Below are 20,314 nucleotides of genomic sequence, written 5' to 3'. Positions count from 1 at the left end.
GGTCCCGGGCTGTTGCCCGGGACCATTTCGATGGTGACCCCAGCGGGATTCGAACCCGCGTTACCGCCGTGAGAGGGCGGCGTACTAGGCCGCTATACGATGGGGCCAGGTACTTTTAGCAGCGTTTCCGCCGCTCAAGCTCAGTGAGTATTTCACACACTTTGCGTTGGTTTCAAATCGGCGAACCGAGCGGAAACCTCCTGATTTTCAGCTGATAAACAGCCTTCAAAACAGAGCTGGGATACCAGGACTCGAACCTAGAATGACGGTACCAGAAACCGTAGTGTTGCCAATTACACCATATCCCAATGGCACTTTCGGGCCGGTTTTCAGGGGCTTTTCCCTGCTCCGTGCGCCTCAGCACGAGAAGTTACTTTACCCGAGACTTTCGGCTCGCACAAATCGGGTCAACGCTGGCGCTATGGGCACCGTGGGCTTCCTCCACAAAACCCTTGCCCACCCTCCCCTCGTGTGGTTACTCTCGAGTAAGTTACCCATCAGTAACAACCTCCCCTTCCGTTCCTCCGGACACCCACGAGGATTTGCCGAAGGCCAAACAACCACGGTTTATGCCGCCGGGCAGCGTCGCCCGGCGGACAGTTAGGAAGTGTCAGCGTTGACGACCCACACAGAAACCATCGCAACAGCCAAGCCCAAACCCCGGTCCCGGTCCCAGTCCACTGCCATCGTGGCTCTGTCCCTGCTGCTGATACTGTTCCTGGCCTTTTACACCTACCTCACGGGCCAGATCTCCCATGGCGCCGCCCAGCTGATGGACGGCGCGGAGCAAGCCGCCGCGGGGGCCAACCAGCTCAAGGTCGGCTCGGGCCAGTTGGCTGCAGGAGCCGGCGCCGCGAACCAAGGCGCATCGCAGGTGAAGGAGGGTTCGATCAAGGTCAAGGACGGCAGCAGCGAATTGAATGCCGGAGCCGCTGCGCTGCAGTCGGGAGCCGGCAGGATCTTCTCGGGAGTCCGTGACCAGTTGGCGCCGGGCGTGGACAAGCTGCATGCCGGTACCACCAAGCTGCAGAATGACGTCCTGAACAAACTCGTGCCCGGCGTCTATCAAGTGGACGACGGCGCGCGGAAGCTTCAGACCGGCGCGGTGGCCCTTTCCGCGGCCCTGACCCCAACGGCTTCCGGAAACGCGCCGAACAACCTTGCTGACGGCGCGGGCCAGCTGGCTGCAGGCACGGGTCAACTCGCTGCGGGTGCCGGGCAACTGGATGCCGGCGCCGCAACCCTCACCAACGGGACTGCAGCATTGAAGAATGGCACCGGCCAGCTCGCAGCCGGAGCAGGCCAGCTGAAGGGTTACCCGGGTGCGGGGAACGATCCCGCACGAGGTGACGGGCTCGCCGCGCTCAGCCAGGGACTGGACCAGCTCGAAGCGGCCGCGAACGGACCCCAGGGCCTGGTGCCGCTTGCGGTGATCAGGGACCAGATTGCCAAACTGGCCGACGGAGGCCGGAGGGCCTATGCCGGCGCCGTCCAGCTTGATGCCGGCGCGGCAAAAGTGAATGACGGAGCTGTGGCCTTGAACGACGGCGCCGGGCAGCTGAAGGCCGGGACCGCCAAGCTGAGCGCGGGAGCCGGCGAATTGAAAAGCGGCGCCGGACGGTTGACGGCCGGATTCGCCACTTTGGCGGAAAAACTCAACGCGACGGACCCGCAGAACCCCGGCGTGGTGCTGGGTACTTCCATGCTGGCCGAGGGCACCGCGAAGATCCGGGTGGGAATGGACGGCGTGCCGGGCGACCCCGAACGTCCCGGCCTGATCTACGCCGCCAACAACCTCCAAGACGGCACCACCAGGCTCAGCGCGGGAATCAACGGCAACGGAGATCCGGAAAACCCTGGCCTGCTGGCGGGCACGGAAGCCCTCTCCGACGGCACCGTCAAGCTCAGCAGTGGAACGGGGCAGCTGGAATCGGGCTCCGCCCGGCTCGCCGACGGAACCGGCCAGCTGGCTGACGGCAACACCAAGCTGGACGACGGCTCCGGCAAACTTGCCGATGGTGCCGGAAAACTGGCGGATGGCAACGCAAGAATCGCGGCCGGCACCCAGGAGCTGCACACCAAGGTGGCTGCTGTGTCGCCGTCGTCGTGGCTGGACAACCCGTTAATCGCGCTGCTGCTGATCGCGCTCCTGGTGGCCGCCGCGGTCGCGGCCTACCTGCTGCTGCGCCGGCGTGCCGTGCGGCTGCACGCCGCCTGACGGCGACTGCAAACACGCCGGGACCACGGCCCTCTCAGAAGGGCGGCGGTCCCGGCGGACGGGGGTTACTGCAGCAGTTCCTCCAAGGACGCCACCATGCTGCCCTCGAAGCCCTCCACTACCTCACCCATGCGGTTGAGCCAAACGCCCACCAGCCCTGCCGCCGTCGAGCCCTCCGCATCCAGCAGCCGGTTATCACCCACGTAGAGTGTTTCACCGGGGGACGTGCCAAGGAGCCGGACGCCCTCGAGGTACATGGCCGGATGGGGCTTGGCCACGCCAAGGGTGTCGGTGCCCACCAGGTGCGTGACGCGCTCCAGCCCCGCACCGTCGAGCTTGGCGCGCTGGTAGTCGTGGACGTTGTTGCTGACGGCCCCGTACGGGACACCGGCATTGTCCAGGACGTCCAGGAGCGGCAGCACATCGGGGAACGGCTTCACGTATGCGGGCTGCTTCTCCGAGTAGGCCGTCAGCCACCGGTGCGATTCCTCGCCCTCGTCCAGTTCAACCCCGAAGTGCCCCAACGCCGCCCGGCCACGGAGCAGGCGTTGTTCGTTGAACGTCAGCTCGCCGGCCAGGTAGCGGTCGTAGAAATGAGTGGTTTCGTGGGTGAAGATGCGCCCGAACCGCTCCCATCCGGCCTGGTCCAGGCGGGGCAGGAGGTGTTCGCTGACCTCGCGCAGCGCGGTGGTCATTGAATACTCGAGATCCACCAGGGTGTCGTCAATGTCGAACAGGACGCCGCGGACACTCCCAAAGGGTGTCTTGAGGATGCCGGCGCGCGCCGCTTCGCTGGGCGCTGTCATCAGCCGCGGAAGGCGCGGAGCCGGCGCAGGGACGACTCCTTGCCCAGGATCACCATGGATTCAAACAGCGGCGGCGAAACGCGGCGGCCGGAAACAGCCGTGCGCACGGGGCCGAAGGCCAGCCGAGGTTTGATGCCCATGTCCTCCACCAGGGCCTGCTTGAGTGCAGCCTGGATGTTTTCCGGCGTCCATTCGGCCACGGGTTCCAGGGCGGCGATGGCGGCATCAAGGACCTCGGGAAGGTTGGCCGGAAGGCCCTTGCGTGCGTCGTCGGCAACGTCGATGGCGTCATCGGCCTTGAACAGGAACGCCAGCATGTCCGGGGCTTCGCCCAGGAGCGTGATGCGCTCCTGGATCAGGGGCGCGGCCTCGGTGAGGATCTCCTCCTCCCGGTCGGTCAGGATCTCCCCCACCAGACCCGCTTCGCGCAGATAGTGCGCCACGCGGTCGCGGAACACCTTGGGCTCAAGCATCCGCACGTGCGTGCCGTTGATGGCTTCAGCCTTTTTCAGGTCGAAGCGGGCGGGGTTGCCCAGGACGTCGTGGATGTCGAAGTGCTCCACGAGCTGCTCCACGGTGAAGATGTCCTCGTCCGCGCTGAGGGACCAGCCCAGCAGGGACAGGTAATTCAGCAGCCCTTCCGGGATGAAGCCCCGCTCGCGGTGCAGGAACAGGCTGGACTCGGGGTCGCGTTTGGAAAGCTTCTTGTTGCCCTGGCCCATGACGTAGGGCAGGTGGCCGAACTCGGGCATGTACTCGGCGACGCCGATGGCGTACAGCGCCCGGTACAGGGCGATCTGGCGCGGCGTGGAGCTGAGCAGGTCCTCGCCGCGCAGCACGTGGGTGATGCCCATCAGCGCATCGTCAACCGGGTTGACCAGCGTGTACAGGGGAGCGCCGTTGGCCCGCACCACAGCGAAGTCAGGGACGGAACCGGCTTTGAACGTGATGTCGCCGCGGACCAGGTCCGTGAACGTGATGTCCTCGTCCGGCATCCGGAGGCGGAGGACAGCCTGCCGGCCCTCGGCCCGGTACTGTGCCAGCTGCTCCTCCGTCAGGTGCCGGTCAAAGCCGTCGTAGCCAAGTTTGGGATCCCGGCCGGCCGCACGGTGCCGCGCCTCGATCTCCTCCGGGGTGGAGAAGGACTCGTAGATGAACCCGCCGTCATGGAGCCGCTTGATGACGTCCTGGTAGATGTCACCGCGCTGGGACTGCCGGTACGGCTCGTGCGGGCCGCCCACTTCCACGCCCTCGTCCCAGTCGATGCCCAGCCACTTCAGCGCATCCAGCAGCTGGTGGTAGCTTTCCTCGCTGTCCCGCGCCGCGTCCGTGTCCTCGATGCGGAAGACCAGCGTGCCCTTCGTGTGGCGCGCGTAGGCCCAGTTGAACAGGGCGGTCCGGATCAGTCCAACGTGCGGGGTGCCCGTGGGCGAGGGGCAGAAACGGACCCGGACGGGCGTCTCGGCGGTAACGGGCGGGACGGCTGCGGCAGGTGACGAAGAAGCGATAGTCATAGTGGCTTCAACTTTACCCGCCTGGCCGGGCTCCGCCCTCCGCCGGACGGACAGGCCTAACGGCGGACGATGGGGTTGGACAGCCGGCCGATCCCCTCGATTTCCACCTCGAAGCGGTCGCCCTCCTTGACCAGGCCCACGCCGGCAGGCGTGCCGGTCATGATCACATCGCCCGGCAGCAGGGTAAACGCCTGCGACACTACGGAGACCAGTTCGCGCACGCCGCGGATCATCTGGCTGGTGCTGCCGTCCTGGCGCACCTCACCGTTGAGCCTGCCCTGGATCTGCAGGTCTTCCGTGTCAAGGTCGGTCTCGATCCAGGGACCCAGCGGAGCGGAGGTGTCGAAGCCCTTGGCGCGGGTCCACTGCAGGTCCGTCTTCTGGACATCGCGGGCCGTGAGGTCGTTGCCGCAGGTGTACCCGAAAATGACGTCGTCCACGCGGTCTTCCGGCACGTCCTTGCAGATCCGCCCGATCACCACGCAGAGTTCAGCTTCGAAGGAGACCTCTTCCGAGAATTCCGGCAGCACGACGGGATCATTCGGGCCGACGACGGCGGTGTTGGGCTTCAGGAACAGCAGCGGCTGGGCGGGTACTTCGTTGCCGAGTTCATGGGCGTGCTCCACGAAGTTCCGGCCCACGCCGATCACCTTGCTCCGCGGGATGATGGGGGCCAGCAGCCGGACGTCCTCCAGCTTGTGGCGCACGGAGGTGCGCTCCACCCCGTTGAAGAAGGGGTCGCCATGGATGACAGTGATTTCCTCACTGCCCGGTTCACCTTCCACAACGCCGTACAGGGGATCAGAATCAACGACAAACCTGGCAATACGCATGGCTCCTACCCTACCGTTTCGCCGCGGCCGGACCTGTCCGGGTTGCCGCCGCCGCGCAGGTATTCCAGCTGGGCGGCCACGGACAGCTCGGCGGCGCGTCGGACGGAAGGGCCGACGTCGGAATAGACGGCGTCAGCCACCTCCCCTACGAAGGCATCCTGGCCCAGCCGGTCCAGTGCGGCGCGGATCTGGGCCAGCCGTTCCTCCCGGTGCATCCGGTAGTCCCGGGCGATGGCTTCAAGGGAAGGCAGGACCGGGCCGTGGGCCGGGAGGACGGTGGCCGGTCCAAGAGCCTTGAGGCGGTCCAGGGACGCGAGGTAGTCGCCCAGCGTGCCGTCCGGATAGTCCAGGACGGTGGTGCCGCGGCCGAGGACAGTGTCACCGGTCAGCACCGATCCGTGGTCCCCATCCGCCGCCAGGTGGAAACAGACGGAGTCGGAGGTGTGGCCCGGGGTGGCCAGGACAGCGATCTCCAGTCCCGCAGCCCGGATCGCCTCGCCATGAACCAGTGGCTCTCCCCCGCCGTGGCAATGGCTGGGATCCGCGGCACGGACCGGCGCACCGGTCAGTTCGTGCAGCCGGGCAGCACCCGCCGTATGGTCGGCGTGCCGGTGGGTCACCAGGATCAGTTCGACGACGCCGGCACCGGCCAGGGCATTCAGGTGTGTTTCGTCCAGGGGGCCCGGGTCCACAACCACCAGGGATGAATGGCCGGGGGTTTGCAGGAGATAGGAGTTGGTGCCGTCCAGGCTCATGGGGCCGGGGTTGGGAGCCAGGATGAACTCTGTGAGCCCGGAGCTGCGCTGCGGGCGGGGGCCGGAATCGAAGGTCACTTCCCCATCCTTGCATCCGGGCCCCTTCCCGCCCCACCCCTGCAGGATGGGCTGCAGGAATGGAACCGCGGAATAGAACACCGGCGGCCGCCGGTTGGCACCTGTGACAACCCATCGCCCCAGGAATCCGGATACCACCATATGAGCACCCCAACCCTCGCAGACCTTCTCGCCCAGGCGGACGCGGACGGCCACGACCACTCGGCAACCGAAAAAGCCACCGGCCTCCTGCACATCCACAACCACGCGACGGGCGCCATCGTCTGGTTTCCCACGTGGAAGAAGTTCCGCGAAACGGCGGACTGGCAGGAGTCAGTGAACGGCGCCGGCGCAGAACTGGCTGCTGCTTCCGCGCCGGCGGAACAGACCGGCGCTGCCCTGGCGGCCGCCGAACTGGAAACGCTGCTGGATCAGGCCGCCCGCTCCAGTGATGCCAACGCGTTCGTACAGGAAAACCTCACCGGCCACCTGACCCGCACCTGGGCTCTGGGCGACGCCGTGGCGAAGGCAAACGGCAAGGACCTGCACACCAGCGGTGCCACGCCTTCCGTCTTCGCCGGCTACCCCTATGACGTCTACGCCCAGGACGGCGGCGTCTTCGCCACCACACTCTGGAACGACATCATCGACGCCCGCCGCACCCGGGCTTTGGCTGAGGAAGCCGCCCGCAAGGCGCTCAAGCCGGTATCGCGCAAAGCCATGAAGAACGCCGCCCGGAAAGCCGCCCGCCGCTGACCAGTTCGCCGTCGGCTGGAACGCAGAAGGCGCCTGCCGGACCCAAGTCCGGCAGGCGCCGTCGTACGTTGGAAAAAAGCCGGGCTATGCCAGGCGGGTCAGCCAGCCGTGGGTGTCCGGCTCAGCGCCGGTCTGGATGCCCAGGAGCCTTTCGCGGATGGCCATGGTGGTCTCCCCCGCCTTGGCGTCCTCGGAGCCAATGAACTCGGTGGCGTCCTTGAGCACGCCGATGGGGGTGATGACGGCCGCGGTGCCGCAGGCGAAGACCTCGGCAATGTCGCCGGAGGCAACCCCGTCACGCCACTCGTCAAGGGTGATCTTGCGCTCGGAGACCTCGCGGCCCATGTCCTTGGCCACCTGTATCACGGACATCCTGGTGACGCCTTCCAGGATGGTGCCGGTGAGCGCGGGCGTCACCAGCGAGCCGTCCTTCATGACGAAGAACACGTTCATGCCGCCGAGTTCTTCCACGGCGTTGTCGTTGGCCTGGTCCAGGAACAGGACCTGCTTGCACCCGTTGGCCTCGGCCTCCTGCTGTGCGATCAGCGAGGCCGCGTAGTTTCCGCCGCACTTGGCGTCTCCGGTGCCGCCGCGCCCGGCGCGGGCGTACTGACGGGAGATCCAGATGGAGACGGGCTTCAGCTCGCCGCCGAAGTAGTTGCCGGCTGGCGAGGCGATCACGCGGAAGGACACCTCGCGGGCGGCGCGGACGCCAAGGAATGCCTCCGTTGCGATCATGAAGGGCCGCAGGTAGAGGGCTTCGCCGTCGCCGGAGGGGACCCATTCCTTATCCGCGGCCACGAGCTCACGGATGGCGCCAAGGAAGTATTCAGCCGGCAGTTCCGGAAGGGCCAGGCGGCGGGCAGACTTGTTCAGGCGGGCTGCGTTGGCCTCCGGCCGGAAGGTCCAGACCGAGCCGTCCGCGTGCCGGTAGGCCTTGAGCCCCTCGAAAATCTCCTGGCCGTAGTGGAAGACGGCAGCGGAGGGGTCCAGCACGATCGGACCGTAGGGTTCAATCCTTGCATCGTGCCAGCCGCCGTTGCCGTCCGCGTCCACGGTGTAGTCGACGATGGCGGTGTGGTCGGTGAAGTAGTTGCCAAATCCCGGGTTCGCCAGGATGGCTGCACGCTCTTCGGCGGACTTCGGGTTCTCCGAGGGCTGCCGGCTGAATTCGACGCCATGGGCGGTCTGAGTCATGGTTCCTCCACGATCGGCCGCCTGCGGTTCAGCGCTGAACAACGAGGCGGCATTTGGTGATTCGAGACAAGCTTACGCCCGAAGCCGGCGGCCCCGGCGCGGGCTAGAGGCCGGCGGCGATGGCGTCGCCGACGGCGCTGGTGCTGCGTGCGGTGCCGTCGCGCTTTTCGACGTCGGCAACCACGGCGGCTTCGATCCTGCGGGCAGCGTCCGTGTAGCCCAGGTGGTCCAGCAGGAGCGCGGCGGAGAGGATGGCGGCGGTGGGGTCCGCCTTGCCCTGGCCGGCGATGTCCGGCGCGGAACCGTGGACCGGCTCGAACATGGAGGGCGCGCTGCGGTCCATGTTGATGTTGCCGGAGGCGGCCAGGCCGATGCCGCCGGTGATGGCTGCGGCGAGGTCCGTAATGATGTCGCCAAAGAGGTTATCGGTCACGATGACGTCGAAGCGGGACGGGTCCGTGACCATGAAGATGGTGGCGGCATCAATGTGCAGGTAGTCGTGGGTGACCTCGGGGAATTCCTTCGCAACGGCTTCCACGGTGCGCTTCCACAGGTGTCCGGCGTAGACCAGGACGTTGTGCTTGTGCACCAGGGTGAGGTGCTTGCGCTCCCGTACGCTGGCGCGGCGGAAAGCGTCGCGGACCACGCGCTCCACGCCGTGGGCGGTGTTCAGGGAGACCTCGGTGGCTACTTCGTGCGGAGTGCCCGCGCGCAAGGTGCCGCCGTTGCCGACGTAGGGGCCTTCGGTTCCTTCGCGCACCACGATGAAGTCGATGGTGCCGGGGTTGGCAAGGGGGCTGCCGACCGTGCCGTAGAGCCGGGAAGGCCTCAGGTTGACGTAGTGGTCCAGGCTGAACCGGAGCTTGAGGAGCAGCTCACGCTCGATGATTCCGGAGGGGATGCGGGTGTCCCCGGGTGCCGCACCCACGGCACCGAAGAGGATGGCGTCACGGGTCTTCAGGTCCGCCAGGACCTCATCCGGCAGGGTCTCGCCGGTGCGGAGCCAGTGATCGGCACCGAGCTCATAATGGGTGGGCTTGAGCTCCACACCCTCCGCGGCGACAGCCTTTTCCAGGACTTTGAGGGCTTCGGCGATGACCTCAGGGCCGATGCCGTCGCCGGGAATAACTGCAAGATCAATGGAGGATGCGCTCATGCTTTCAGGGTAGCCAAAACATCCATATGCTGGTCAAACCGTCTCAGCTCCTGGACAGGAGCGCACCCTCCGCTGGTTTCCTGGGCCCGACCTACTCCGCAGGTTCCTCGAACTTGGGGAACACCGGAGTGGGTGCCGGCAGGGCCGTGCCGGGGACGATCGGCGTGTCGATGGCAGCGAATACGCGGGCGTCACCTTCGGCCTGGCCCAGCGCATCGAGGAGTTTGGCCGTGGCGTTCGGCATCACCGGCTGGGCCAGGATGGCCACGATCCGCAGCACTTCCAGGGTCACGTACAGCACGGTGTTCATGCGTTCGACGTCGGTCTTCCGCAGGACCCAGGGCGCCTGCTCGGCGAAGTAGGCGTTGGTGTGGTGCAGTACGCCCCAAATGGCTTCCAGGGCCCGGCTGAATTCCTGCTTGTCGAAGGCGGCGCGGGCAGCCTCGAGCAACCCGTTTGCCTGTGCCAGGATGGCGGCGTCCGCCGCAGTGAACTCCCCTGGAGCCGGCACGGCCGCGCCGCAGTTCTTGGCCACCATGGACAGGGAGCGCTGGGCCAGGTTGCCGAAGTTGTTGGCCAGGTCCGAGTTCATGCGGCCCACGATGGCCTCATGGTTGTAGCTGCCGTCCGCCCCGAACGGCACCTCGCGCAGGAAGAAGAACCGCACCTGGTCCAGGCCGTACTGTGCCACGAAGTCCGCCGGGGCCACCACGTTGCCCAGGGACTTGGACATTTTGACCCCGTTGTTGTGCAGGAACCCGTGGATCATGACCCGCTTGGGCAGTTCAAGGCCGGCGCTCATCAGGAAGGCCGGCCAGTAGATGGCGTGGAACCGGGAGATGTCCTTGCCGATGATGTGGACGTCCGCAGGCCAGTACTTCCGGAACTGCTCCGATTCGGTGTCCGGGTAGCCGACGCCGGTGAGGTAGTTGGTGAGCGCATCCACCCACACGTACATGACGTGCTTGTCGTTCCCCGGAACGGGAACACCCCAGTCGAACGTGGTCCGGCTGATGGACAGGTCCTCCAGGCCGCGCTTGACGAAGCTGATGACCTCATTGAACCGGTACTGCGGCGCGCCGAACTCCGGGTGGGACTCGTAGAGGGCCAGCAGCTTGTCCTGGTAGGCGGACAGCCGGAAGAAGTAGCTCTCCTCCGCCGTCCACGTCACCTCGGTGTCCGTCTCTTTCGAGTAGCGCACGCCGTCGTCCTTCACCACCGTTTCATCCTCGGCATAGAAAGCCTCGTCCCGGACGGAATACCAGCCCTCGTACTTGTCGAGGTAGATGTCGCCGTTGGCTTCCATCTTCTTCCAGATCGCCTGGGACGCAGCGTAGTGGTCCTCGTCCGTGGTGCGGATGAAGCGGTCGTAGCTGATGCCCAGGGCGGCATGCGCGGCCTTGTAGACCTCGGCATTCCGGTTCACCAGTTCCTTGGGGGTGATGCCTTCCTTTTCGGCGGTCTGGGCTATCTTCATGCCGTGTTCATCCGTGCCGGTCAGGAACATCACGTCATAGCCGTCCAGGCGCTTGAAGCGCGCCATGGCGTCGGTGGCAATGTACTCGTAGGCGTGCCCGATGTGCGGCACGCCGTTGGGGTAGGTGATGGCCGTGGTGATGTAGAACGGCGTTTTCTCTGAAGCTGTCACGGTCGGACGGTTACCTTCGGTACGGAGGAGTGGGCTAGATCAGTTCTGTCAGGGTATCGCTGAGCCGGACCAGTTCGTGGTCGTGCGAGGCCACCAGCACGGCGATGCCGTCATTGGTGGTGTCCTTCAGGATGCTGATGATGCGGTTGGCGGAGGCGCGGTCCAGGCTGGCGGTGGGCTCATCCACCACCAGGACCCTGGTGCCCAGGATCAGGGCGCGGGCGATCGCCACGCGCTGGCGTTCACCGCCGGACAGCTGCGCGGGACGGTGCCGCATGCGCCGGCCCAGGCCCACCAGGTCCAGGAGGTCCTTGGCCATGTCGCGCCGCTGGTCCACCTCGCCGTCGGGAACGGCGGGCAGGAGGACGTTCTCGAGCGCGCTCATGCCGTCGATCAGGGCGCCGCCCTGGTCCACATAGCCGATCAATGCACGACGACGGTCGGCGATTTCGTCGTCGCCCATGCTTTCGAGGGAATCACCTTCCCAGAAGACACGGCCCGACGTCGGCAGGGTGAGTCCGGCGCCGACGGTCAGGATGCTGGTCTTGCCGGAGCCGCTTCGGCCGGCCACGCAGTGCATCTCGCCGGCGTGCAGGGTCAGGTCGAAGCCTTCCACCACGCTCACGGCTTCGGCGCCGCCCTTTCCACCGCCATAGCGGATGGTGATGTCGCGCATCTCCAGCGGGGTGGCGTGGTCTGCCGACTTGACAATGGTGTTGGCCCGGGTCTGCAGGGGGACCTCATTGGAGCCGCTCCTGCGGCTGCGCTGGAGGTTCGTCGGGTTTGTCATTGGACCACTTTCGTTGCAATCGGTATCCAGCAAATAACAGCCGCCAGGCCGGCCACGGCGGCCCAGATGGCCGCGTAGGGTGCCAGCAGCAGGCCGATGCCCAGGGCGCCCAGCACGCCCAGCGGCAAGGCCACGGTTCCCACCAGTGCGTTTTCAAACAACCGCACCTGGCGGAGCATGTCCGGGTTCCAGCCCATCGCCTGGAGGATGCCAAGGTACTGCCGCTTGGCATTGAGTTCGAAGCGGCCCGTCACCAAGGTCAGCACGAGCCCCACGGCCACGCCCGCAAGCGCCAGCAGGATGCTCGGCAGGGTCACGCTGGCCGCGGCCAGCCCGCTGAGCGCGCTGGCACCGGCGGCCCGGGGGATGTCGATCAGCAGGGCGATCAGCCCGCCGACGGCGGCACCGAAGACGCCCACCGCAACCGCCAGGGACAGCGTGTTGAACTTGTTGGTGCTGAGCTGCCGGTTTGCGAAGGTCAGTGGCGAATCCACCGGGATGAGCCGTTCATCGTGCTGCGGCTCCTGGTCGATTTCGTCGCGGTGGCGCAGCTGCTGCGCGGCAAAGAGGGCCGCGCCGCAGTAGAGGACCAGGACGGCGATACACACCAGTGCGGTGGCAAGGCTCCAGCTCAGCAGGCTCAGCACGATGCCTGCGGCGGCGAGCAGCACTGCCCCTACGCCGAATTCCTCAAGCACCCAGCTGCGGATCCGCCGCTGGGTCCAGCCCATGGCCCGCAGGGTGCCTGCTTCGCTGCGGCGTTTCCGGATGTAGCTCACGGTGGAGGCACCGGTCAGCAGGGCCGCGCCGCACAGTGTCAGGAACAGCAGCGTGATGTTGGTGCCCGACAGTGCTCCCGCCACCGCTTCAGCGGCGTTCTGCCGGACCCAGGACTGCTGGACGGTGCCCAGCGCGGACTCCTTGCCGGCTCCGTCCTTGGAGTAGCCGGGGACGAAAATGCTGGTGTCCTCGCGGGCCGAACCGGCCACCACGGTGGCATCCAGGCCCATGTCCCGGATCTGGGCGGCAAGCTTCTCCACCTCGGGCTGCGCGTCCTTCCAGCTGCCCGGCGCCTTGGCGCGGACGCGAACGGCGTCGATGACGGCCGCGTTCTGCTTGTAGCCGCGCGCTGCTGCGAGTCCGTAGTAGTCGGTGATGGCGCCGGCGGACTGGCTGGCCAGCCCGGTGGCGCTCAACGAAGGCTTCAGGTCCGCGGCGGGAACATCCTTGCCGGCCGCATCCTTGACCAGGGTGAAGGGCGTGGGGTCGTATCCGCCCAGCGGGAGCTTGTTGACGTCGCCGGAGGCTGCCTCGACGGCGGCGGGGTCGAACGTGCCGTACACCATGGGCAGCGGCGTTGCGGCCTGCTGCTGGCCGGTGGAGAGGTTTTCCCGGTAGGACCGCTCGTCCACCGGGTTCCGCTGGGTCTGGTCAACGGGCGCACCGTTGGCGGCCTTGTCAGGCAGGCGGTTGACGGTGACCCATTCGCCGGGCACGGCGGTCTTGTCCACGGCGCCGTTGGCCGCGGTGCTGCCGTCCGTGTATTTGGGGGCGCCGGCGAAAGCGGTGCTCCACTTGGCCGGGGTGTACAGGCCGGGGTTGAAGTTGCCGTTGCTGCCCAGCAGGGAGGAGTGGTCCGTGGAGCCCGGCCAGGACAAAACGAAGGGGTCCTTTGACACGAAAGGCAGGTAGTCCTTGCCCAGGGACTTCGAAACTGTACCGACGTCCTTGACCACCTTGCCGGCGTCGTCAATTTCCTCGATCTTGACGTTGTACCTCAGGTCCAGGGAGGTGCCGGAGCGCACGATCAGGGGGACTGCCTGCGAGCCGCTGGTCAGCTGGCCGGTGCGCTTGGCCTGCTGGTACTGGGTCATCAGCGGGGCCCAGTACTTGAGCTTGACGCCCAGGAAGTCAGGCCCTTCCTTCAGCTGGTCCATGCTGATGCCGTTGGTGAAGAGCCCTTCCAGGTAGCGGCCCACGGCGCCTGCGTCACGGGCATCGGCGGGCGGGGCCTTCTCCAGCGGGGCCAGGAAGTCGCCGGCCGTGCCGAGCAGGGCCCGTTCGGCAGCGGGGTCCACCGCCACCACGGATTCGGTGACTTCGGGGGCCAGCGGCAGTGACACGGAAAGGTTGAAGAGGTTGTGCTCGGAGCCGCCGGCGGGGGCGGGGAACTTAATGCCGGTCTCCCCCGCTGCCGGGGCGATGCGGATGCTGCTGCCGCCCTGCGCCTTTTCCTCCACGAGCCGTGCCTTGCCCAGCGTGCCTTCGGCGGTGGTCTTGAAGAGGGTCTGCTCTGAGCTGCCGTCGGAGCTTACGGCGCTGGCAGTCAGCCGGTACTTCTTTGCGGCGTCGGTCAGGACGGATTCAGCGGCCGGCCACTTGTCCGGCGCGGTGGCACCCGCTGCCTGGTCCGCGGTGGCGGTGCCGGCCAGCCCGGCGTTGTAGCCGAGGTAGTCCATGGCGTCCAGGCGGGGCGTCTCCAGGTTCTGCGTGACACGCGACACCAGGCTGATGGGGGCTGCCACGGAAGTGCCGGTCAGCTTCCGGATGGAGTCCAGCTGGTCGAAGCCGATGCCGCCGGCGCCGTTGGCGATCTCGGGCTGCAGGAGGGCACCGGAGGGCGCCTTCGCCTGCACCAGGATGTCGTAGAGCCCCCTCGAATTTTCATCAACCGTCCGGTTGAGCGCAGCCTGCGACTGGCTTTGGACGAGGACCGACAAGCACATGGCTGCGATCAAGATGGCCGCGGTCAACAGCAGCACCCTGCTTCTGATGAACCTCTGGACGGCGTTCATGGAACTCCCTGAAACCTGGATTGCGTGCGCACACTTCCATCCGCCCGAGGGCGTGGACTATGACGGACGGATGTGCAAAAGGTATTGGCCGGTCTGCCGGCTACGGTCCTGAATCAGGACCAAGCCATTGTAAGCAGACCGGCCAATCATACGTGGCTCCGCCTGGACGGGGCCTCGAGGAGGAGCGGCTACGGCGTTTCGGCCGGTGTGTCCCCTTAGTCTTCCAGGTCCACTTCCCGGACCATTTCGGCGCCGATGCCGGCCTTGATGGCGTCGAGCACCTGCTGGGGAACGGAGCTGTCGATGGTCAGCAGGGCCAGGACCTGGCCGCCCTCGTTGGAGCGGGCCACCTGCATGCCGGCGATGTTGATGTTGTTCATGCCCAGGATGTGGCCGATGGTGCCGATCACGCCGGGGCGGTCGGTGTAGGCAACCACCACAAGGTGCTCGCTGATGGGGATTTCCACCTCGAAGCCGTTAATGCCCACCAGCTTCTCGATCTGCTTGGGGCCGGTCAGGGTGCCGGCCACGGAGATCTGGCTGCCGTCGCTGAGGGCGCCGCGCAGCGTCAGGACGTTGCGGTAGGACTCGGTCTCCGGGGTGGTGATCAGGCGGACGTTGATGCCGCGCTGCTCGGCGATGACGGGGGCGTTGACGTAGGACACCTGCTCGGTCACGACGTCGGCGAAGATGCCCTTCAGCGCCGCCAGTTCCAGCACCTTGACGTCCAGGGACGAGATCTCGCCGGCCACCTCGACGTCGAACTGGGTCAGCGATGCGTGGGTCAGCGCCGTGAAGATGCGGCCCAGCTTCTCGATCAGCGGGATGCCCGGGCGGACATCGGGGGCGATGACGCCGCCGGCAACGTTGACGGCGTCCGGCACCAGCTCGCCGGCGAGGGCCAGGCGGACGGACTTGGCCACGGAGACGCCGGCCTTTTCCTGCGCTTCATCCGTTGATGCGCCCAGGTGCGGGGTCACCACCACGTTGTCGAGCTTGAAGAACGGCAGGTCGGTGCTGGGCTCCTTGGCGAAGACGTCAACGCCCGCACCGGCGATTTCGCCATCCTGGAGGGCGGTGAAGAGGGCTTCCTCGTCCACCAGGCCGCCGCGGGCCACGTTGACCACGTAAGCGGTCTTCTTCATCTTCCTGAACGCGTCAGCACCCAGCATGCCCACCGTCTCGGGCGTCTTGGGCATGTGGATGGTGATGAAATCGGACTGGGCCAGGAGTTCATCCAGGGTGACCAGCTGCACGCCCAGCTGCGCGGCGCGGGCGGAGGTGATGTAGGGATCGTAGGCCAGGATCTTGGTGTCGAAGCCCTTCAGGCGGGCTGCCACCAGGGCGCCGATGCGGCCCAGGCCGATGATGCCGATTTTCTTTTCGAACAGCTCGATGCCGGTGTACTTGGAGCGCTTCCATTCGCCGTCCTTGAGGGCGGCGCTGGCCTGCGGGATGTGGCGGGCCAGACTCAGGATGTGGCCCACGGTGAGTTCGGCGGCGGAGACGATGTTGGAGGTGGGCGCGTTGACCACCATGACGCCGGCCTGCGTGGCGGCTTTGATGTCCACGTTGTCCAGCCCCACGCCGGCGCGGGCGATGACCTTCAGGTTCTTGGCCGCCGCGATGGCTTCGGCATCAACCTGGGTGGCGGAGCGGACCAGGATCGCGTCTACGTCACTGATCGCCGAGAGCAGCTGGGAACGGTCTGCGCCGTCGGTCTGGCGGATCTCAAAGTCCGGGCCAAGGGCCTCGACGGTGGCGGGGGAAAGTTCTTCGGCGAGCAGTACTACGGGTTTTGACACGGCTGATCCTCTGCGTTGCAGTCCTGGGGATGGAAACAAGTCTAGGCCGACGGAAAGGCCGGGCTCACATTGTTAAGTGTGAACCCGGCCTCACCGTTGCGGTCTGCGTGGTTGGGCTGGCAGCCTTAGCGGGCTGCAGAGCCTTCCACGTAGTCGACGTCCTGCTGCTGCCAGGAGAACAGGGAGCGCAGTTCGCGGCCAACAGCCTCGATGGGGTGCTGCTCGGCCTTGGCGCGCAGTTCCTTGAACTCCACGCCGCCGTTGTCCTGGTCCTCGATGAAGCGCTTGGCGAATGCACCGGACTGGATGTCGGCCAGGACGGCCTTCATGTTTTCCTTCACCTCGGGGGTGATGACGCGCGGGCCGGAGACGTAGTCGCCGTACTCTGCGGTGTCGGAGACGCTCCAGCGCTGCTTGGCGATGCCGCCTTCCCACATGAGGTCGACGATGAGCTTGAGCTCGTGCAGCACCTCGAAGTAGGCGATCTGCGGCTGGTAGCCGGCTTCGGTCAGGGTTTCGAAGCCGTACTGGATCAGTTGCGAGACACCGCCGCAGAGGACGGACTGCTCGCCGAAGAGGTCGGTTTCGGTCTCTTCGGTGAAGGTGGTCTTGATGACGCCGGCGCGGGTGCCGCCGATGGCCTTGGCATAGGACTTGGCCAGCTCCCAGGCATTGCCGGACGCGTCCTGCTCGACGGCGATGATGTCCGGGATGCCGCGGCCGGCCTCGAACTCGCGACGGACGGTGTGGCCCGGAGCCTTCGGGGCCACCAGGATGACGTCAACGCCTTCCGGTGCCTGGATGTAGCCGAAGCGGATGTTGAAGCCGTGGGCGAAGGCCAGCGCCTTGCCGGGGGTCAGCTTGTCCTTGATGGAGTCGTTGTAGATCGAGCGCTGGTGCTGGTCCGGCGCCAGGATCATGATGACGTCGGCCCATTCGGCGGCGTCGGCAACGTTCTTGACCGTGAAGCCTGCATCCTGCGCCTTGGCGGTCGACTTGGAGCCGTCCTTCAGGGCGATGACGACCTCGACGCCGGAATCGCGCAGGTTCAGCGCGTGGGCGTGGCCCTGGGAACCGTAGCCAACAATGGCAACCTTGCGGCCCTGGATGATCGACAGGTCGGCGTCGTCGTCGTAGAACATTTCAGTCACTTGCGTAACTCCTCTTGAGTGGTTGTAGATAGTGGTCTTGCGGTGCTGCGGTTACGGGCGCCAGTCCCGCCTTGGGCAGGTGCCTAGGCGGAGCGGAGCGCCCGGTCACTCATGGAGCGGGATCCCCGTCCAACGGCCAGGGTGCCGGACTGCACAATTTCGCGGATGCCGAAGGGCTCCAGCACTGAGAGCAGGGCTGTGAGCTTTTCGGGGTGGCCTGTGGCCTCAATGACGACGGAGTCTGTAGAGACGTCAACCACTGAAGCGCGGAACAGGTCTGCGGCCTGGGTTACCTGCAGACGTGTTGCGGCATCCGCACGTACCTTGACCAGGATGTGGTCGCGCTGTACGGAAGATTCGAGAGTCAGCTCAACGATCTTGATCACGTTGATCAGTTTGTTGAGCTGCTTGGTGACCTGCTCGATGAGGTCGCCGTCGGCGTCGACCACCACCGTCATGCGGGATACGCCCGGCACTTCGGTGGGGCCAACGGCCAGGGAGTTGATGTTGAAGGCGCGGCGGGCGAAGAGGCTGGCCACGCGGGTCAGGACGCCGGGCTTGTCCTCAACCAGGACGGAGAGTGTGTGGCGGCTCATGCTCAGTCTTCCTCTTCCCATTCCGGGGTCATGTTGCGGGCAACCTGGATCTGGTCGTTGCTCACGCCGGCGGGCACCATTGGCCACACCATGGAGTTGGGGCTCACCACGAAGTCGATCACCACGGGGCGGTCGTTGATCTCGAGGGCCTTTTGGATGGTGGCGTCGATGTCCTCTTCGCGTTCACAGCGGAACGAGGCGCAGCCGTAGGCCTCCCCCAGCTTGACGAAGTCCGGGATACGGACAGTGTCATGGCCGGTGTTGAGGTCGGTATTGGAGTAGCGGCCCTCGTAGAAGAGGGTCTGCCACTGGCGCACCATTCCCAGCGAAGAGTTGTTGATGACAGCCACCTTGATGGGGATGTTGTTGATGGCGCAGGTAGCCAATTCCTGGTTGGTCATCTGGAAGCAGCCGTCGCCGTCGATGGCCCAGACCACCCGGTCGGGCTCGCCAACCTTCGCGCCCATGGCCGCCGGGACGGCGTAACCCATGGTGCCGGCGCCGCCGGAGTTCAGCCAGGCGTGGGGGCGCTCATACTTGATGAACTGGGCAGCCCACATCTGGTGCTGGCCCACGCCGGCCACGTACACGCCTTCAGGCCCGGTGAGGGCGCCGATCCGCTGGATGACCTTCTGCGGGGCGATCAGGCCGTCATCCGGTTCCGTCCAGCCCAGCGGGTAGGTTTCCTTGAGGTTGTTCAGGAACGCCCACCAGGTGGTGAGGTCGGGGGTGCCGGAGGCCTCGAACTGGCTGCGCACGGCCTCGGTGAGTTCGGGGATGATCTCCTTGACGGATCCCACGATGGGCACGTCAGCGGTGCGGTTCTTGGAAATTTCAGCCGGATCGATGTCCGCATGGATGACTTTGGCATTGGGCGCGAAGGTCTTCAGCACGCCGGTGACGCGGTCATCGAAGCGGGCGCCGAGCGTGATCAGCAGATCGGACTGCTGCAGCGCGGTGACGGCCGAGACGCTGCCGTGCATGCCGGGCATGCCCACGTGCTGGGGGTGCGAATCCGGGAACGCGCCCTTCGCCATCAGTGTGGTGACCACAGGTGCCCCGGTTGCTTCGGCGAGGGCGAGCAGCTCGGCGGAGGCGTGCGACTTGACCACACCGCCGCCCACGTACAGAACCGGCTTGGTGGACGCCGCAATGAGCTTGGCGGCCTCGCGCACCTGCTTGTTGTGGCCGCGGGTGACCGGCCGGTAGCCGGGCAGGTCGATCTTCGGCGGCCAGGAGAACGTCATCTGGCCAACCTGGGCGTCCTTGGCAACGTCCACCAGCACCGGCCCGGGACGGCCGGTGGAAGCAAGGTGGAAGGCTTCGGCCATGACGTGGGGGATGTCGTTGGGGTCCGTCACCAGGAAGGAGTGCTTGGTGATGGGCATGGTGATGCCCACGATGTCGGCTTCCTGGAAGGCGTCGGTGCCGATGACGCCGCTGGATACCTGGCCGGTGATGGCCACCAGGGGCACGGAGTCCATGTGGGCATCCATGATGGCGGTAACGAGGTTGGTGGCTCCGGGGCCGGAGGTGGCGATGCAGACGCCAACCCTCCCCGTGACCATGGCGTAGCCTTGCGCGGCGTGGCCGGCTCCCTGTTCGTGACGGACCAGCACGTGGTTCATGGTGGAGGCCATCAAGGGGTCGTAGGTGGGCAGGATTGCGCCACCGGGCAAACCGAAAATATCGTCGACGCCGAGTTCTTCGAGCGAGCGGACGATCGCTTGCGAGCCGGTCATCACCGTCGGGGGTACGACGTTGTTCGGCCCAAGGACAGGAGAGACGGCAGCAAGGTCGGCGACGACGGCGGCGTGGTCAGCCGTCCGGTCGGCGCGTTCCGGAGCCTTGGCGGCTCCAGCGGACTTGGTGGCCATCAGCGAGGGGCTGATGGGCGATCCTTTGCTCATCGGACTCTTCCTTGTGGATCTTCTGTGGTTTGTGGCTGGAGGAAATAAAAAAACCCCTCAGCCGGGTGGCTCTGTGAGGGGTTTCGCGCGTGACGGTTCGTTACCAGTGGAGGCTAATGTGCCACGCGCTTGGTAAGGACGACGACAGTGCCGGTAACGAAGGTCATGCGTTCAGTGTTCCCTCTTGGCAAGATCAGTGTCAACGAGCAACAACCCAATCTCACCATATGGACTCCATTGTCCATCTTTCGATCCCCTCTTCCCAGGGACCAATCCCTCAGCGACCCACCCAAGCCCGGAAGGGCTTAATAAGGGTGACGCCGAGGG

General features: G+C 66.0%; 15 protein-coding genes and 2 tRNA genes. 2 read left to right on the top strand and 15 right to left on the bottom strand.

The window, feature by feature from the left end; genetic code table 11:
- Nucleotides 1–31 precede the first annotated feature (31 nt).
- Nucleotides 32–107, bottom strand: a tRNA-Glu gene (locus tag ASG86_RS13950).
- Nucleotides 108–236: 129 nt separating this feature from the next.
- A tRNA-Gln gene (locus ASG86_RS13945) sits at nucleotides 237–308 on the bottom strand.
- Between the two features lie 308 nt (nucleotides 309–616).
- Here ASG86_RS13945 and ASG86_RS13940 point away from each other — a divergent pair.
- Nucleotides 617–2,218: a hypothetical protein gene (locus ASG86_RS13940; RefSeq protein ID WP_056335288.1), complete on the top strand. Its 1,602-nt coding sequence runs from the start codon at nucleotides 617–619 to the stop codon at nucleotides 2,216–2,218.
- A 65-nt stretch (nucleotides 2,219–2,283) separates the two neighbouring features.
- Here the strand turns inward: ASG86_RS13940 and ASG86_RS13935 are convergent, their stop codons facing one another.
- The 4 genes from ASG86_RS13935 to ASG86_RS13920 are packed head-to-tail and all read right to left on the bottom strand — an operon-like array spanning nucleotide 2,284 to nucleotide 6,204.
- A complete protein-coding gene (locus ASG86_RS13935; RefSeq protein ID WP_056335285.1) occupies nucleotides 2,284–3,024 on the bottom strand; it encodes an HAD family hydrolase in 741 nt (246 codons plus the stop codon).
- A complete protein-coding gene (gene gltX, locus ASG86_RS13930) occupies nucleotides 3,024–4,538 on the bottom strand; it encodes a glutamate--tRNA ligase (RefSeq protein ID WP_056335282.1) in 1,515 nt (504 codons plus the stop codon). The genes ASG86_RS13935 and gltX overlap by 1 nt, the downstream gene beginning before the upstream one ends.
- Before the next feature lie 56 nt (nucleotides 4,539–4,594).
- Nucleotides 4,595–5,371, bottom strand: a complete 777-nt coding sequence (locus ASG86_RS13925; protein WP_056335278.1) for a fumarylacetoacetate hydrolase family protein — start codon at nucleotides 5,369–5,371, stop codon at nucleotides 4,595–4,597.
- A gap of 5 nt (nucleotides 5,372–5,376) precedes the next feature.
- On the bottom strand, nucleotides 5,377–6,204 hold the full coding sequence (locus ASG86_RS13920) for an MBL fold metallo-hydrolase (protein ID WP_056335564.1): 828 nt from the start codon (nucleotides 6,202–6,204) through the stop codon (nucleotides 5,377–5,379).
- A 141-nt stretch (nucleotides 6,205–6,345) separates the two neighbouring features.
- Between ASG86_RS13920 and ASG86_RS13915 the strand changes: the two genes are divergently transcribed.
- The gene (locus ASG86_RS13915) at nucleotides 6,346–6,939 is read left to right on the top strand and encodes a hypothetical protein (RefSeq protein WP_056335275.1); all 594 of its coding nucleotides are present in this window, start codon (nucleotides 6,346–6,348) and stop codon (nucleotides 6,937–6,939) included.
- 84 nt (nucleotides 6,940–7,023) lie between these two features.
- Here ASG86_RS13915 and ASG86_RS13910 read toward each other — a convergent pair whose 3' ends face one another.
- From ASG86_RS13910 to ASG86_RS13870, 9 genes are all read right to left on the bottom strand, one after another.
- Nucleotides 7,024–8,136, bottom strand: a complete 1,113-nt coding sequence (locus ASG86_RS13910) for a branched-chain amino acid aminotransferase (protein ID WP_056335271.1) — start codon at nucleotides 8,134–8,136, stop codon at nucleotides 7,024–7,026.
- Nucleotides 8,137–8,239: 103 nt separating this feature from the next.
- Nucleotides 8,240–9,292, bottom strand: coding sequence for a 3-isopropylmalate dehydrogenase (locus ASG86_RS13905; protein ID WP_056335268.1), 1,053 nt, complete (start codon nucleotides 9,290–9,292; stop codon nucleotides 8,240–8,242).
- Nucleotides 9,293–9,383: 91 nt separating this feature from the next.
- Complete coding sequence (gene metG / locus ASG86_RS13900; RefSeq protein ID WP_056335265.1) at nucleotides 9,384–10,940, bottom strand: methionine--tRNA ligase; 1,557 nt, start codon at nucleotides 10,938–10,940, stop codon at nucleotides 9,384–9,386.
- Between the two features lie 34 nt (nucleotides 10,941–10,974).
- Nucleotides 10,975–11,730 carry an ABC transporter ATP-binding protein gene (locus ASG86_RS13895; protein WP_056335262.1) on the bottom strand — a complete coding sequence of 252 codons (756 nt, stop codon included), beginning with the start codon at nucleotides 11,728–11,730 and terminating at the stop codon, nucleotides 10,975–10,977.
- Complete coding sequence (locus ASG86_RS13890; RefSeq protein WP_056335259.1) at nucleotides 11,727–14,525, bottom strand: ABC transporter permease; 2,799 nt, start codon at nucleotides 14,523–14,525, stop codon at nucleotides 11,727–11,729. Before ASG86_RS13890 ends, ASG86_RS13895 begins: the two co-directional genes overlap by 4 nt.
- A 215-nt stretch (nucleotides 14,526–14,740) precedes the next feature.
- Nucleotides 14,741–16,330, bottom strand: coding sequence for a phosphoglycerate dehydrogenase (gene serA, locus ASG86_RS13885; RefSeq protein WP_056335256.1), 1,590 nt, complete (start codon nucleotides 16,328–16,330; stop codon nucleotides 14,741–14,743).
- Between the two features lie 125 nt (nucleotides 16,331–16,455).
- The gene (gene ilvC / locus ASG86_RS13880; protein WP_056335254.1) at nucleotides 16,456–17,481 is read right to left on the bottom strand and encodes a ketol-acid reductoisomerase; all 1,026 of its coding nucleotides are present in this window, start codon (nucleotides 17,479–17,481) and stop codon (nucleotides 16,456–16,458) included.
- An 83-nt stretch (nucleotides 17,482–17,564) separates the two neighbouring features.
- On the bottom strand, nucleotides 17,565–18,077 hold the full coding sequence (gene ilvN, locus ASG86_RS13875) for an acetolactate synthase small subunit (RefSeq protein ID WP_056335251.1): 513 nt from the start codon (nucleotides 18,075–18,077) through the stop codon (nucleotides 17,565–17,567).
- 2 nt (nucleotides 18,078–18,079) lie between these two features.
- On the bottom strand, nucleotides 18,080–19,987 hold the full coding sequence (locus ASG86_RS13870; RefSeq protein ID WP_056335248.1) for an acetolactate synthase large subunit: 1,908 nt from the start codon (nucleotides 19,985–19,987) through the stop codon (nucleotides 18,080–18,082).
- Nucleotides 19,988–20,314 lie beyond the last annotated feature (327 nt).

Source organism: Arthrobacter sp. Soil764 (genome assembly GCF_001428075.1).
Classification (GTDB): domain Bacteria; phylum Actinomycetota; class Actinomycetes; order Actinomycetales; family Micrococcaceae; genus Arthrobacter.
This window is presented reverse-complemented; position numbering and strand designations above follow the sequence as displayed.

Bases quoted from the DNA above. Each gene is read 5' to 3' on its own strand.
- ASG86_RS13935 (WP_056335285.1), bottom strand. From the start codon at position 3,024: ATGACAGCGCCCAGCGAAGCGGCGCGCGCCGGCATCCTCAAGACACCC.
- gltX (WP_056335282.1), bottom strand. From the start codon at position 4,538: ATGACTATCGCTTCTTCGTCACCTGCCGCAGCCGTCCCGCCCGTTACC.
- ASG86_RS13925 (WP_056335278.1), bottom strand. From the start codon at position 5,371: ATGCGTATTGCCAGGTTTGTCGTTGATTCTGATCCCCTGTACGGCGTT.
- ASG86_RS13915 (WP_056335275.1), top strand. From the start codon at position 6,346: ATGAGCACCCCAACCCTCGCAGACCTTCTCGCCCAGGCGGACGCGGAC.
- ASG86_RS13910 (WP_056335271.1), bottom strand. From the start codon at position 8,136: ATGACTCAGACCGCCCATGGCGTCGAATTCAGCCGGCAGCCCTCGGAG.
- ASG86_RS13905 (WP_056335268.1), bottom strand. From the start codon at position 9,292: ATGAGCGCATCCTCCATTGATCTTGCAGTTATTCCCGGCGACGGCATC.
- ASG86_RS13895 (WP_056335262.1), bottom strand. From the start codon at position 11,730: ATGACAAACCCGACGAACCTCCAGCGCAGCCGCAGGAGCGGCTCCAAT.
- ASG86_RS13890 (WP_056335259.1), bottom strand. From the start codon at position 14,525: ATGAACGCCGTCCAGAGGTTCATCAGAAGCAGGGTGCTGCTGTTGACC.
- ilvN (WP_056335251.1), bottom strand. From the start codon at position 18,077: ATGAGCCGCCACACACTCTCCGTCCTGGTTGAGGACAAGCCCGGCGTC.
- ASG86_RS13870 (WP_056335248.1), bottom strand. From the start codon at position 19,987: ATGAGCAAAGGATCGCCCATCAGCCCCTCGCTGATGGCCACCAAGTCC.